The sequence below is a fragment of the Halorientalis persicus genome (assembly GCF_900110215.1).
Classification (GTDB): domain Archaea; phylum Halobacteriota; class Halobacteria; order Halobacteriales; family Haloarculaceae; genus Halorientalis; species Halorientalis persica.
In genome coordinates, this window is sequence record NZ_FOCX01000011.1 from 121,584 (window position 1) to 134,644 (window position 13,061).

The 13,061-nt window shown below is 66.9% G+C and carries 12 protein-coding genes; 4 read left to right on the forward strand and 8 right to left on the reverse strand.

Annotated elements, in window-relative coordinates:
- Nucleotides 1–146 precede the first annotated feature (146 nt).
- Together BMX17_RS13265 and BMX17_RS13270 are read right to left on the reverse strand one after the other, a co-directional pair.
- On the reverse strand, nucleotides 147–818 hold the full coding sequence (locus tag BMX17_RS13265; RefSeq protein WP_092660825.1) for a hypothetical protein: 672 nt from the start codon (nucleotides 816–818) through the stop codon (nucleotides 147–149).
- 344 nt (nucleotides 819–1,162) lie between these two features.
- Nucleotides 1,163–1,660 (reverse strand): metallophosphoesterase family protein, encoded by a 498-nt coding sequence (locus tag BMX17_RS13270; protein ID WP_092660827.1) that lies wholly within the window; start codon nucleotides 1,658–1,660, stop codon nucleotides 1,163–1,165.
- 78 nt (nucleotides 1,661–1,738) lie between these two features.
- Here BMX17_RS13270 and BMX17_RS13275 point away from each other — a divergent pair, with 78 nt between their 5' ends.
- Complete coding sequence (locus tag BMX17_RS13275; protein ID WP_092660829.1) at nucleotides 1,739–3,025, forward strand: eIF2B alpha/beta/delta subunit family protein; 1,287 nt, start codon at nucleotides 1,739–1,741, stop codon at nucleotides 3,023–3,025.
- Between the two features lie 331 nt (nucleotides 3,026–3,356).
- A complete protein-coding gene (locus tag BMX17_RS26140; protein ID WP_170845410.1) occupies nucleotides 3,357–3,518 on the forward strand; it encodes a hypothetical protein in 162 nt (53 codons plus the stop codon).
- A gap of 9 nt (nucleotides 3,519–3,527) precedes the next feature.
- Here BMX17_RS26140 and BMX17_RS13280 read toward each other — a convergent pair whose 3' ends face one another.
- Nucleotides 3,528–4,184, reverse strand: coding sequence for a helix-turn-helix domain-containing protein (locus tag BMX17_RS13280; RefSeq protein ID WP_092660831.1), 657 nt, complete (start codon nucleotides 4,182–4,184; stop codon nucleotides 3,528–3,530).
- Between the two features lie 209 nt (nucleotides 4,185–4,393).
- Here BMX17_RS13280 and BMX17_RS13285 point away from each other — a divergent pair, with 209 nt between their 5' ends.
- Nucleotides 4,394–4,855: a PaaI family thioesterase gene (locus BMX17_RS13285; RefSeq protein ID WP_092660833.1), complete on the forward strand. Its 462-nt coding sequence runs from the start codon at nucleotides 4,394–4,396 to the stop codon at nucleotides 4,853–4,855.
- On the opposite strand, the gene BMX17_RS13290 is transcribed toward BMX17_RS13285, so the two are convergent.
- From BMX17_RS13290 to BMX17_RS13305, 5 genes are all read right to left on the reverse strand, one after another.
- On the reverse strand, nucleotides 4,856–5,896 hold the full coding sequence (locus tag BMX17_RS13290; protein WP_092660835.1) for a DUF4352 domain-containing protein: 1,041 nt from the start codon (nucleotides 5,894–5,896) through the stop codon (nucleotides 4,856–4,858).
- A gap of 169 nt (nucleotides 5,897–6,065) precedes the next feature.
- Nucleotides 6,066–7,751: an aldehyde ferredoxin oxidoreductase C-terminal domain-containing protein gene (locus BMX17_RS13295; protein WP_092660837.1), complete on the reverse strand. Its 1,686-nt coding sequence runs from the start codon at nucleotides 7,749–7,751 to the stop codon at nucleotides 6,066–6,068.
- A 122-nt stretch (nucleotides 7,752–7,873) separates the two neighbouring features.
- Nucleotides 7,874–8,881: a TIGR04024 family LLM class F420-dependent oxidoreductase gene (locus BMX17_RS13300; protein WP_092660839.1), complete on the reverse strand. Its 1,008-nt coding sequence runs from the start codon at nucleotides 8,879–8,881 to the stop codon at nucleotides 7,874–7,876.
- A 73-nt stretch (nucleotides 8,882–8,954) separates the two neighbouring features.
- Complete coding sequence (locus BMX17_RS26145; protein ID WP_170845411.1) at nucleotides 8,955–9,119, reverse strand: DUF7331 family protein; 165 nt, start codon at nucleotides 9,117–9,119, stop codon at nucleotides 8,955–8,957.
- Nucleotides 9,120–9,296: 177 nt separating this feature from the next.
- Nucleotides 9,297–11,291: an NAD-binding protein gene (locus BMX17_RS13305; protein WP_170845413.1), complete on the reverse strand. Its 1,995-nt coding sequence runs from the start codon at nucleotides 11,289–11,291 to the stop codon at nucleotides 9,297–9,299.
- 151 nt (nucleotides 11,292–11,442) lie between these two features.
- Between BMX17_RS13305 and BMX17_RS13310 the strand changes: the two genes are divergently transcribed.
- On the forward strand, nucleotides 11,443–13,008 hold the full coding sequence (locus BMX17_RS13310) for a methyl-accepting chemotaxis protein (protein ID WP_092660844.1): 1,566 nt from the start codon (nucleotides 11,443–11,445) through the stop codon (nucleotides 13,006–13,008).
- Nucleotides 13,009–13,061: the final 53 nt, after the last annotated feature.

Consider the following 13,061-nt stretch of genomic DNA (forward strand, 5'->3'; position numbering starts at 1 on the left):
GATACACTCCCGACTCCCGCGGCGTGTGTGGCTCCCCCACATCCGTCTCGTGCCAGCATCATCTCTGTGGACGTATGTGAAACCCCTGGTCCGCACTCCCCCCTCGAGTTCGGAAACGATGCGGCGCGGTGCCGCGTGGTCGCCGATCAGGCTTCGGCGGTGTCGTCGTCGTCCTCGGCGCTGACCTCGTCGGGCAGTTCCTCGAACTGCTCCTGGAGGTCGTCGACCTGCTCACGGTAGCGGTCGATCTGGTCGCCCAGCGCTTCCTCGAACTCCTCGGCCTGTTCCTCGAAGCGGCCGCCGAGGTCCTCGGCCTGCTCGCTGACCTCGTCCTGGAGTTCCTCGAACTGGTCGATCAGTTCGTTGAGGGCGTCGACGGTCTGCTCCTCGACGGTCTCGTTGGCGTCGATCAGGACCTCGAACTGCTTGTCGATGATCTCGAGGGTCTGGTCGAGCTGTTCCTCGTAGAGGTCGAGCGTGTCCTCGTAGCTCTCGTCGATGCTGTCGAGTGCCTGCTCGTGCTGGTCGAGCAGCTCCTCGAAGCCTTCGTCGACGGCCTCGCGGATGTCCTCGACCGTCTGCTCGCCCTGTTCGGGCGTCGCCGACTCGACGGTGTCGAGCAGTTGATCGATGGTGTCCTGGACGAACTTGACGGTGTCCTGCTGGGCCTTCTTCTGGTCGCCGATGGTGCCGTGGAGCGACTCGTTGGCCGCTTTCGGAACCTTGAGCGTCTGCTCGATGACGTCCTGTCCGGTCTCGATTGTCCGACGCTGCACCTCGAAGATCGTGCCGATCGGTGAGTTGTCGTCTTCGCTCATTGTGTTACCTCCATCATGTCGCTGGTTGCCACCGGAATGTCGGACTGGTGTCGCCGACGATCTCGTCGCGTGGGCCATCCACCGTCTCTACCCCCACAGGGTCCCGGGGTGACGACCGATCGCCAGTCGCCCCGGCGTCGGCCGGTCCACGTCGACGCTGACGGTCGCCCCGGGCGAGACGAACACCACTCCGTTCCACCGACTGCGTCCAACATTCCCTGTACACGGACACCTACGTTTCTTTCCCCTATTTAGCTGGTGCCATAAATGTGGGTTGCATTAAATACCTTGTCAGGGGATCACACGCGGTGTCTGTGGGGGCCTTCTCACGAGGGAAATAAAACTCACCGCTCACGCTCGTGGACCCTGACGGAGACTGCGCCGTCTTCGACGGTGGCGGTCAGCATCGTGACCTGTGTCGCCGGCGGTGCGCCGGTCGCGCTCCCGGGGTTGAGCAGTCTGACGCCATCGGTCACCGTGTCGAGGACTCTGTGCGTGTGGCCGGCGACGCCCACCGTCGGGCCAGCGCCGGCGTGGTCCCGGACCGTCTCGGCGACGCGCTCCTCGTACCCGACTGGACTGCCAGTCCCGTGCGTGACGACGAACTCGGCCCCGCCGAGCGTGACGGTTTCGACCGCAGACAGGCCTAGTCCCACGTCCGTGTTCCCCGAGACGGCGGTCAGATCGCTGGCGAGGTCCTCGACAGTCGCGAGCGCCTCGGCGGAGTCGAAATCACCCGCGTGAACGACGTGGTCCGCCGCCCGCATCCGGTCACGGACCCAGTCGGGGATGCGGTCGATCCGGGACGGGACGTGTGTGTCGCTGACGATGGCGACCTCCATACCGGCGACTCTGGCCGGCACCGACAAAAACCGTCGCGTCGGCCGCGGGTTTTTGCCCGTGCCGACCCCACTGCCACCATGGACGAGACGCCGGTCGTCACCTGCTTCCTGCGTCATCGCGGGGACGTGTTGCTCCTGTGCCGGAGCGACGCCGTCGGCTCCTACACCGGCCAGTGGGGCGGCGTCGCCGGCCACGTCGCCCGCGAGGACGAATCCGCGACCGATCCCGATTCGACGCCGGACGAAGCTGCCCGCCGCGAGATCGACGAGGAGACGGGCCTGGCGGACGCCGTGACCCTTGTCCGTCGCGGCGACCCGTTTCCCGTCGAGGACGACGATCTGGGCCGCCGCTGGCTGGTCCACCCGTACCTCTTCGACTGTACGTCCCGGGACGTGACTCTCGACGACGAGACGACCGAGTACGAGTGGGTCCCGCCGACCGAAATCCTGCGCCGGCAGACGGTTCCGCAACTGTGGACTTCCTACGACCGGGTGCGTCCGACCGTCGACACTGTGGCCGCCGACCGCGACCACGGCTCGGCGTACCTCTCCGTGCGCGCGCTCGAAGTCCTCCGTGACGCCGCCGCCCTCGCCACGGACCGCGACGCCGGCGACTGGACCACGCTCGCCGACCGCGCGCGCGACCTGCTGGCCGCCCGCCCGGCGATGACCGTCGTCCGCAACCGCGTCAACCGCGTGATGCACGCGGCCGACGACCGGACCCCGGCGGCGGTCGAAGAATCTGCCTACGACGGAATCGATGCGGCACTGACTGCCGACGACGCGGCCGCGGACCGCGCCGCCGAGCGAGTGGCCGGGGACGCCATCGTCACGCTCTCGCGGTCGGGGACCGTCGAGCGCGCCCTGTCGTCGGCCGATCCGGAGCGCCTGCTGGTCGCCGAGTCCCGGCCCGGGGCGGAGGGGGTCGGGGTCGCCGAGCGGCGAGCCAGAGCGGGTGACGACGTGACGCTGGCCCCGGACGCGGCGCTCCCCTGGCTCCTGGCCGACGGCGACTACGACGCCGTGCTCGTCGGTGCCGACACCGTCCTCGCCGACGGGCGCGTGGTGAACAAGGTCGGAACCCGCGCGCTCGCGCTCACCGCCGCACGCGAGCACGTCCCTCTCTACGTCGTCGCGGCGCAGGACAAGATCAGCCCCGGGTCCGACCTCCACCTCGAAGCCGCCGACCCGTCGACGGTGTACGACGGCGACGCCGACCTCTCGGTCGAGACGCCGCTGTTCGACGTGACACCGCCCGATCTCGTCGCTGGGCTCGTCACCGAGGACGGCGTGCTCGACGCCGACGCGGTGGGGACAGTGGCCGACGATCACCGCGAGCTCGCCGACTGGAACGCAAAGGCTTAGCCGCGCGGTCGGGTAGTCTCGTCCGGGCGGCAGTGACGAAGGGTTACCCCCACCGAGCCCCGTGTGACGAGAGGGTTTCCCCGAGCCGCCCGTTCCGATTCGTCCAGCGACGGCCGTGAGCCACGCTGGCATTGGTATGTGTATAAGGTCATACGGCCGACCGAACCCCGTCCGGTGATTTCACACGTAAAAGGGGCTATCTCTATATAGGGAGTGGTCGTAATTTACTGTACGGCCAGGCGGATCGCGTGAGGGGAGGGACGCGACCGGGTGCGTGTCACGGCCGACGGCTGTGGCACCCGCGAGCGTGACCCGCCGACCGGAGTGAACCATGCTACAACACAAACCGACACCGGGGACCGAGCGATTCGGGAGCGACCACGAAACAGTGTCGACACACGTTACCACCTGCCCGACCTGTGACGCCACTGTCGTCGACGGGCAGGGACTGCTCGCCTGCACAGACTGCGACTGGGCCGGTTACGTGGGCTGACTGACCGGCTCAGTCCATCGCGGAGTGGATGATCTGTGACTCGATGCGGTTGAGGTGTTCGCCGACGGTCCCGACGGTACAGTCGCAGGCCTCGGCGATCTCCTCGTAGGTGGCCTGTCGCGGGACCTCGTAGTATCCCATCTCGACGGCCGCTTCCAGCACTTCCCGCTGGCGCTCGGTGAGGCCGGCGATGGCGCGCTCGTCGTCGGGGTTGTACTCGCCCATCTGGGTGGCCTGGGCGTCGATGGTCTCGGGGACGTTCCGGAGCGCCTGCTGGATGTTGTCGTCGCTCCCGATGACGGTCACGCGGAGGTATCCCTCGCTGGTGAACCGGAGCGGGAGTTCGAGCACGAGGCGGTACTCGTCGAGGAGTTTCAGCAGGCCGACCGCCGGTTCGCGGCCGACGAAGTGGATGTACACGTAGAACCCATCGTCGCCGGGGATCAGTTCCCAGTCGACGACGTCTTCGCTGGCCTGCAGAACCTCCTCGGCGGCCGCCTCGCTGCCCCGGCCGCCGAGCAGGACGACCCCGGTGTCGTCCTCGAACAGGTTGATGTACTTCATCTGTTCGAGGGTCAGATTCTGGTGCTGTCTGGCATTCGCCAGCGACGGGTGGAAGTACCGGTCGGCCAGCGGAACGAGTGTGAACGTGAAATACCGCATCATGCGCCGTATGCCCCCGTTCTGTCTGACGGTGTGAACGTGGCCCCTGTCCGAGCGGACTGGTCTGTGAGCGGTCGAACGTCGTGTGTCTGGTGTTGCGTGATCATCTCTCGACACTGCCCCCCTGAGGGACGACTGTGTGAACCGACGGCGTATCTGCTCCCGTCGTTTTGCTTCTGAACCCTTATTTTGCGGTGGTTGTATGGAGGCGTATGGACGTAACAGAAATCTTCTCGTACATGCCGTTTACGAACTTGGTCGGCATCGAGTTGACCGAAGCCGAGGACGGATACGCCGAAGGACGCGTCGAGATGCGCGAGGAACTCGCGTCTGTCCCGGGCGGCGACGTGGCCCACGGCGGCGTCACCTACTCGCTGGCCGACACTGTCGGCGGCGCGGCCGTCATCTCGCTGGCCCACGACGTGACCCCCACCGTCGATATGCGTATGGATTATCTCGCCCCGGCGACCGACGACCTCTACGCCGAAGCCGAGGTCATGCGGATGGGCGGCAGCGTCGCTGTCACCGACATCGACGTCTGGGACGCCGACGACCACCACGTCGCCTCGGCCCGCGGTGTCTACAAGACCGGTGGCGACAGCGAAGGCACTCCCTGGGTCCGCAGCGGTGACGACGCGCCCGAGGAGATGCCCGACGACGCCGGGGACGACTGATCAGCGGAGTTGCCAGATCGGCTTGCGTTCGGCCCCGCTCGTCGTGAAATCGAAGGCGAAATACAGCGGACTGGCACCGGTGTCGACGAGGTACGGGATCTCCCCTTCGACGTGTTCGCCGGGTTCGACGTTGGGATTCAACGGGAACGCGCCGTCGAGTTGCTGCTGGACGCCCAGATCGAGCGCCTGTGGCGTCCCCCGCGGGCCGGTCAGCAGCGTCTGCCCGGTCAGCCCGAGGTAGGCCGTCCGGTCTTTCCCGTTGTCGACCCGAACCGTTGGCAACAGGAACTCCTGGCCCTCGCCGGCTCGGGATCGGCCGACGCTGTCGGCGGTTCGGACCTCGGGAACCGTCACGGTGAGGTCGGCCGCGGTGACGCTGTCGCCGACCTCGTTGACAGGGACGCGCAGCGACTGTCGGAACAGCGCGTCGGGCTGTTGGGGATCGGCGTCGAGGTCGACCGACACCCGTTCGAGGTCCGTCTCCAGGGACTCGATATCGACGACGAACGTCCAGCCCGTGCTGGCTCTCGCCACCTCGAAAGCGACGAACCCCCGGATCGTCTCCCCGGGCACGAGCAGTCCCTCGGTGAACTGACTCCCCGTCTGTGTCACCAGATCGACCCGCTCGCGCGTCGTCCCGTCGCTGTCGGTCAGCCGGAACGCGTTCAGGTCCCCCATCTCGATAGCCTCGTCGCCGCGGTTCTTGACCGACAGCACGACGACGAGGTACTCCCGACCGTCCGGAGCCTGCCCCGGTCCGGGGAGTTTTCCGTAGCGCGTGGTCCCCTCGACGAGGAACCCGATCGATTCGCGGAGGACTCGCTGTCCGACGACGACCGACGGCCGCTCACTGTCGTCCGTCGGTTCGTCTTCGTCGGTCCGTCCGTCGCCGGTCGTCGTTCTCGGCTCGGTCCCGCCGAGGGGCCCGGACGGCGTAGGCGTGCCTGTCGACTCGTTCCCGGAACATCCCGCGAGCAAGAGGGTGCCCGCGGCGACGCCGGAGCGAAGGAGGGCGCGTCGTGAGCGACGGTCGTCGGTCATGGCGTCGGCGCTACGCCGACCCCCGGCATAAGCTTCCTGACCTGCGGCCGTGTCCGCGGGCTCGCGGGCACAGGGCGCGCTCGTCAGTTCGGCGGCGCTCCCTGTCTCGCGGTTTCACCGCTCGACTGTCCGAGGACTCACTGCGGTCGTCCTCGCTTCGCTCGCGGCCTCAGTCCCCGGCGGCCGCGGATCCCTCGACGTTCTCCTCGGGCACCGTCCCGTCCTCGTTCCAGCCGCGCTGGTCGTAGTAGCTGTCCAGTTCCTCCGAGAGCCCGTCCAGATCGTAGGGCAGTGCCTCGTCGTCGCTCCGATCCTTGCCGCGCTCGTTGTGGAAGTGCCGTTCCATCTCGACGATCCGACTGCCCACGTCCATCAGCTGCTCGTAGTCGGTCTGGAACACCTGCTCGTAGCGTTCCTCCTCGGTGTACGACGAGGAGAACTGACAGAGGACGCCGCTGTCCCTGACCGCCTTGAGGTTCTCCAGTTCGATGATCTTCTCGGATTTCCCGGCGACACCTTCCTTCTCCATCGCCTCGGCCGGTGAGACCAGCGGGTACTCGTAGTCGTAGGCGACCGAGTACATGTGGTCTGCGCCGCGGTTGGAGGTGGCGTAGGAGAGGCCCTGGCCGTTGAGCGTCCGGCCGTCGTGGGCGGCGAACTCCATGCCCTTCATCGTCCAGTTCTCGACGCCGAGTTCGTCGTGGATGCGGTCGATCCCCTCCGCGAGCAGGTCGCCCTCCTCCTCGCGGCGGGCGATCTTCTCGACCAGTTCCAGCATGAGTTCCTCGTTGCCGAACTCGTCGTTGGCGGCGAGGTACGCCGAGACCGTGTCCCCACAGGAGATCGTGTCGAGCCCGTAGCGGTCACAGAGCTCGTTTGCCTCCATGATCGTCCGGAAGTTGTCGACCAGCGCGTTCGACCCGAAGGCCATCACTGTCTCCCACTCCGGCCCCTCGGTCGTGAACCCGTCCGATTCGTCCTTCGTGGGGAGTTTGCACGCGAAGGCACACGACGAGCAGGTCCCTTTCTTGTACTTGTGGTCGATGACGGCCGAGGACCCGATGTTCTCGAGGTCGTCGTAGGACAGCTCCTCGAAGTACTTCGTCGGGACGGCCTCGACGGCGTTGGCGAACGATGAGACCGACACTGTCCCGGCGTCTTTCATCGGGCTGTCGGAGGTTGCGGCCTCCTGGTGGATCGCCTCGGTCACCTCGTCGTCGAGTTCGATCTCCGGCCGGGAGTCGCCGTCGAAGGTGAGGAACTTCACGTTCTTCGAGCCCAGCACCGCGCCGAGGCCGCCGCGGCCGAACGCGCGGGACTCGGAGGTGATGATCGAGGCGAACCGCACGAGGTTCTCGCCGGCCGGGCCGGCGATGGCCGCGTGTTCGTTGCCGAGGTCGTGTTCCGCGTCGAGATACTCGATGGTCTCTGGGATCGTCGCGCCTTCGAGGTCACCGACTTCCTCGAAGGTGACGCCCTCGTCGGAGATGTGGACGCCCACCAACTCGTCGCTCGCGCCGGTGATCTCGATGGCTCCGTAGCCCGTGTCCGCGAACGGTCGGGACATGAACCCGCCCGCGTTGCTCGACAGCAGGCCGTCGGTCAGCGGCGACAGCCCGGTGCAGTTCATCCGTCCCGTGAAGCTCATCGTCGAGGTCTGGAGCGGTCCGGTCGCGAAAAACAGCGAGTTCTCCGGCCCGAACGGGTCCGCGTCGAACGGAATCCGCTCGTGGGCGAGTTTCGTGCCCACGCCCCGGCCGCCGATGAACGACTCCAGCACGTCGTCGATGTTCTCCGTCTCTGTCTCCTGGGTTCCCACGTCTACCGTCAGCAGTGGACCCTGCCCGTGTATCATTGACAATGGCAATGACTGGGAGCCTAATAAATCAATAGCCACTGGACACGGATGCTTTTAATCGTCTTTCCGGATGGAAAGCGAGAGCCAGAACTGGGCTTACATTGGTTCTGGGCGGGCGATCAGTCCTCGGTCACGGCGGCCATCGTCGTCTCCTTGTGATCCTGACTCATCCCGGAGACGAAGCCGACTCGGACCGAATCCACGCCGTCGACGGCGGCGAAGGCTTCGACTTTCTCGCGGACCTGCTCGGGTGTGCCGACGGCGGCCACCGCGTCGAGCAACTCGTCGGGGAGTGCGTCGGCCATCGCCGCCGTGTCCCGGTCCTCCCAGGCGGCGCGGATCGCCTCGACCTCGTCGGCGTACCCCTGTTCGGCGATAGAGTCGCCGTAGAAGGGGCCGTACGCACCGATCAGGAACGCGATCATCTGGCGGGCCATCGTGCGGGCGGTCTCACCGTCCTCGGTCGCACAGCACCGGACGATGGGGCTAACCCGGAGGTCGTCGGCATCGCGGTCGCCGAGGTCGGCCCCGCGACGGAGGTCGTCCATACGCTCGTCGAGGCCGTCGAGGGTGAACAACTGGGGGACCCAGCCGTCGGCGAACCGCCCCGCGAGTTCGACGGCCTTCGGACCGAGCGCCGCCACGTCGATGGCTGGGGGGTCGTCCGGCACTTTCCCGTCGTAGCACATCCCGCCGAGATCGTAGAACTCGCCGTCGTAGTCCACGTCGTCGCCGGCACAGACCTGCCGGATCACGTCGATGGTCTCCCGGAGGCGACGCAGCGGGCGGTCGAACGCCTGGCCGTGCCAGCGCTCGGCGATAGCGGGCGAACTCGTCCCCAGACTCATCCGGAACCGCCCGTCGCTCACGTCGTGTAAGGTGAGCGCGGACTGACCCAGCACGGTCGGGGCCCGCGAGTACGGCGAGATCACGTCGTCGGTGATGCCGATGTCCTCGGTGCGTTCCGCGAGAACGGTGAGCACCGAGACGATGTTCCAGCCGGTGGTCTCGCCCATCGTGACGTGGCTGAAGCCGTACTCCTCGGCGCGCTGGGCCTGCTCGGCCAGCGAGTCGACGCTGTCGTGGTCGCGGGTCATCAACACGAGATCGCAGGTCGGCGCTGTCATGGGCCGACAGAACAGGGGGACGGGCTTAAGCGTTGGAGGGGCGATGCGTCAGTTTCCGCGAGTCCAGACCCGCTCACCGCATCTCGGCCAGCGAGACGACGAGTTCGGACTGGAGCCACCGGGCGGTGTCCTCGCGGTCGTAGACGACGAGGGCGTCACCCGCGGTGAACTGCCTGTATCTGCTCGCCGGTTCGTCGCAGTCGTCTGCGGGGTCCGTTTCGGGGTGCGTCATCGTCATGTCTCACTTGGGACCCCAGCTACGTATAAACCCGAGACCGTATCGTTCGTTACAGGCCATTTAACGCGCGTTTGACGATTCCCTCCTGGCTGAACGGTTCGAAACGTCGTGAAACGTCGTGAAAGGTCGTCGGGGCTGGTCGGTGATCGGGTAAAATCGGGGAATCGCGGCCGGTCGCTACTCGTAGTTGCACATCTGCATGGCTTCCCGGACGGCCTCGCGCTTGCCGAGCAGGGTCACCCGGTCGCCGGCCTCGATGCGGAAGTCCGGGCCGGGGACCTCGACCTCGCCATCCCGATCCACCAGCGCGATGAGGCAGGTGTCGGGCAGTTTCGGGCCGATCTCCTCGATCGTCTGGCCCACGAATTCCCCGTCGGGGGAGACCTCGACTTCCTGCACGTCGCCTTTGCGGCCCACGTCGGTCATCCAGTGGGCCAGGGCGGGGCGTTCGATCTGGTTGTCCATCGCCCACGCAGTGGCCATGGCCGAGGAGATGGTCCGGACGCCCAGGTCCTCGAAGGCCTCGACGTTGTCCGGGTTGTTCGCCCGCGCGATGACGCGGTTGGTGTCGAACTTCGAGGACGACAGCTGGGCGATCAGCAGGTTCGCGTCGTCGTCCCCGGTGGCGGCGACGACGGTCTTGGCGTTGGCGGCTCCGGCCTCCCGGAGCACGTCCGTGTCGGTGCCGTCGCCCCAGGTCACCGAGTAGCCCTCGTTGCGGTTGCGTTCGACTGCCTGTTCCTCCTCCTCGACGATCACGACGTTCTCGCCGCGATCCTCGAGGCGTTCGGCCAGCGCACGGCCGACTTGACCGCCGCCGACGATGATGACTCGCATTGGTATCACGTCCAGGTATTCCGCGATGTAGCGTGCGAAGCCGCCTTCGAGGGCGACCGTCACGAAGATGACCAGGAAGACGGTGCCGACCAGGATCTGTGCCTGACTGCCGAACGTCGCCGCTTCAGCACAGAGCTGTGCCGCCTCACCCGTCAGTCCGGGGCCACAGACCGTCCCGGCAGTCGCCCCGCCGCCGACCAGTTCCGCCGCTTCCGCCCGAAGTTCGCTGGCGTGGCCCTGCAGTTCGACGGCAAAGAGCGTCGCGACCGACGCCGGGATGATCCCGCGCGGGCCCACGAAACTGATGAACAGCTTCTCCGAGCGCGTGAAGCGGTCGCCCCGGGCCGAGATGAACACCAGCAGGGGGCGGATCACGAAGATGACTGCCGCCACGACCACCAGTCCCGCCAGCCCGAGTTTGATCAGGTCCTCGATCTGTAGGAGTGCGGCCAGCGCGATGAACACGAACGAGAGGACGATCAGCGTCACGTCGCCTTTGAACGCCTCGATCTCCTCCTCGTAGGGGACGTCGAGGTTTCCGAGCACCAGGCCGGCGGTCGCCACCGCGGCGACGCCCGCCTCGCTGGCGATGGTGTCCGCGGCCGCGAACGCGACGAGCGCGCCCGCGAAGGCGAGCAGACGGGCGTTTCGCGGCGCGTTCCCGGGTGAGAGGTCGACGTACCGGAGCAGGTAGTAGACGATCACTGCGACGACCAGCCCCACGAGGAGGCCGATCCCCAGCCGGGAGGCGAACTCCCGGAGGAAGGCGACGCCAGCCTGATCCTGCAGGATGACGACCTCGAAGATGACGACGGCGATGATCGCCGCGGACACGTCGTTGATGATCCCCTCGGTTTCGAGGGCGGCGGCCACCCGGTCCCGGACCGGCACGACCTGCAAAATCGGGGTGACGACCGTCGGGCCGGTCGCCACCAGCAGTGCGCCGATCAGAAGCGAGAGGTCCCAGGGCTGGGCCAGTGCGAACTTGATCGTCGCGGCCGTGCCAAGGAGTGCGATGGCGGCCCCGATAGTCACGAGCCGGAGTGTCGCCGATGGGGCCTCCTTGATGCGGTCGATCCGGAGGTGGAAGGCCCCCTCGAAGACGATGATGGCGACCGAGAGGCCGACGATAGCCGGGAGCGCGCCGCCGAAGGTCGCCCCCGAGAGGAGCCGGGTACCGAAGATGAGCCCGGAGAACGGCCCCAACAACAGCCCCGCGGAGATGAGAAAGATGATACTGGGGACCTGAAATCGGGCCGCGAGCAACTGCGCACCCACACCGAGCCCGATGATGGCGGCCACCAGCGGAATTATCTCACCACCGGCCACGTCCAACCCTCCATACACCCGGGGCGACGAACGCACGGGGCTTAAACGCACTCACTCGCCGCTGTCGTAACCCCGCTCCTGTCCCGCCAGGACCACAGTATCGGCGACGATAATTTCACCCGCATCTATTTATGCTACTCTGTATCAGACCACGATAATGAGCCTCGCGAGCCGTGTTTCGGCGCTCCTCCGGTCGGTTCGGTCCGAATCCGGTGACGTGGACGATGGGCCGGCGACCGACGGAGCGACGGGACGCGTGGAGACGGCGGAACGGGATTCGGGAACCGAGACGGACGGACAGGCCGACGAGAGCGACGAGTCGGTACCGACAGCGCTGGAGGGCGGAGACGAGGAAAACGAACCCGGTGAGGACGATGCCGACGCGGGCGGAACCGACCCAGAACTCGACGACGAACCCGAGCCGGTCGCGGCGGACGGGGGCGCGACGGCCGCCCAGGCACCGCTCGAAGCGACGGCACGGGAGTTCCGGGACGCGATGCAGGCGGCCGCGGGTGGCGATCTGGGCCAGCGCCTCGACACCGACCGCGAGAACGAGGCGATGGCCGAGGCCGCGGCCGCGTTCAACGAGATGCTCGCCGACCTCTCGGAGACGGTCGACGACCTCGACGAGTTCGCCGACGAGGTCGACGACAAGACCGAAGAGATGAGCGCGGCGACCCGAGAGGTCCGGGACGCCAGCGAGGACGTGGACTCCTCGATGGACGAGATCACCGAGAACGCCGCCGAGCAGGAGGAACTGCTCGAGCGCGTCGCCAACGAGATGACCGACCTGTCGGCGACGGTCGAGGAGATCGCCTCTTCGGCCGACGAGGTCGCCACGATCTCCCAGGAGGCGGCCGAACACGGCCACGAAGGTCGGGACGCCGCCACCGAAGCCCTCGAAGAGATGCACGACATCGAATCCCACGCCGACACCACCATCGAGCAGGTGTCCTCGCTCGAATCCCGGATCGAGGACATCAGCGGCGTCGTCGAGGTGATCGACGACATCGCCGACCAGACCTCGATCCTGGCACTGAACGCCTCCATCGAGGCGGCACGGGCCGGCGAGGCCGGTGAGGGATTCGCCGTCGTCGCCGACGAGGTCAAACAGCTGGCCGAGGAGGCCGGACAGGCGACCGAGGAGATCAACGCGATGATCGAGGACGTACAGGACGAGACGGGCGAGGCCGTCGACGAGGTGCGGGCGATGGGCGACCGCGTCTCGACCGGGACCGAGACGGTCGAGGACGCTCTCTCGGCGCTCGACGAGATCGCCGACCGCGTCGAGGAGGCAAACGACGGCGTCCAGTCGATCAACGACGCCACCGACGAGCAGGCCGCGAGCACCGAGGAGGTCGTCGCGATGGTCGAGGACGTGGCCGAGTTGAGCGAGGAGACCGCCGCGGAGGTCGAGGACGTCTCCAAGGCGACCGGCACCCAGACCACGATGCTCTCGGAAGTAGCCGTCCAGATGGACCGACTGGCCGATCAGGCCAACACGCTCCGGGACCTGCTGGCGGGCTACGAGGACGAGGACGACGGCGGTGACGAGGACCTGTCGTGGGACGACGCACAGGTCCACGACGGCGGTGACGACGACGATGGCGGTGACGAGGACCTGTCGTGGGACGATGCACAGGTCCACGACGGCGGTGACGACGACGATGGCGGTGACGAGGACCTGTCGTGGGACGACGCGCAGGTCCACGACGGGACGTGACCCTCGTAGTTCTGAATTCTGATAACCGGCAAGGAACATTGATTGTGGTGTGT

Coding starts and splice junctions, on each gene's coding strand:
- BMX17_RS13265 (WP_092660825.1), bottom strand. CDS start 818: ATGAGCGAAGACGACAACTCACCGATCGGCACGATCTTCGAGGTGCAG.
- BMX17_RS13270 (WP_092660827.1), bottom strand. CDS start 1,660: ATGGAGGTCGCCATCGTCAGCGACACACACGTCCCGTCCCGGATCGAC.
- BMX17_RS13275 (WP_092660829.1), top strand. CDS start 1,739: ATGGACGAGACGCCGGTCGTCACCTGCTTCCTGCGTCATCGCGGGGAC.
- BMX17_RS26140 (WP_170845410.1), top strand. CDS start 3,357: ATGCTACAACACAAACCGACACCGGGGACCGAGCGATTCGGGAGCGAC.
- BMX17_RS13280 (WP_092660831.1), bottom strand. CDS start 4,184: ATGATGCGGTATTTCACGTTCACACTCGTTCCGCTGGCCGACCGGTAC.
- BMX17_RS13285 (WP_092660833.1), top strand. CDS start 4,394: ATGGACGTAACAGAAATCTTCTCGTACATGCCGTTTACGAACTTGGTC.
- BMX17_RS13290 (WP_092660835.1), bottom strand. CDS start 5,896: ATGACCGACGACCGTCGCTCACGACGCGCCCTCCTTCGCTCCGGCGTC.
- BMX17_RS13295 (WP_092660837.1), bottom strand. CDS start 7,751: ATGATACACGGGCAGGGTCCACTGCTGACGGTAGACGTGGGAACCCAG.
- BMX17_RS13300 (WP_092660839.1), bottom strand. CDS start 8,881: ATGACAGCGCCGACCTGCGATCTCGTGTTGATGACCCGCGACCACGAC.
- BMX17_RS26145 (WP_170845411.1), bottom strand. CDS start 9,119: ATGACGATGACGCACCCCGAAACGGACCCCGCAGACGACTGCGACGAA.
- BMX17_RS13310 (WP_092660844.1), top strand. CDS start 11,443: ATGAGCCTCGCGAGCCGTGTTTCGGCGCTCCTCCGGTCGGTTCGGTCC.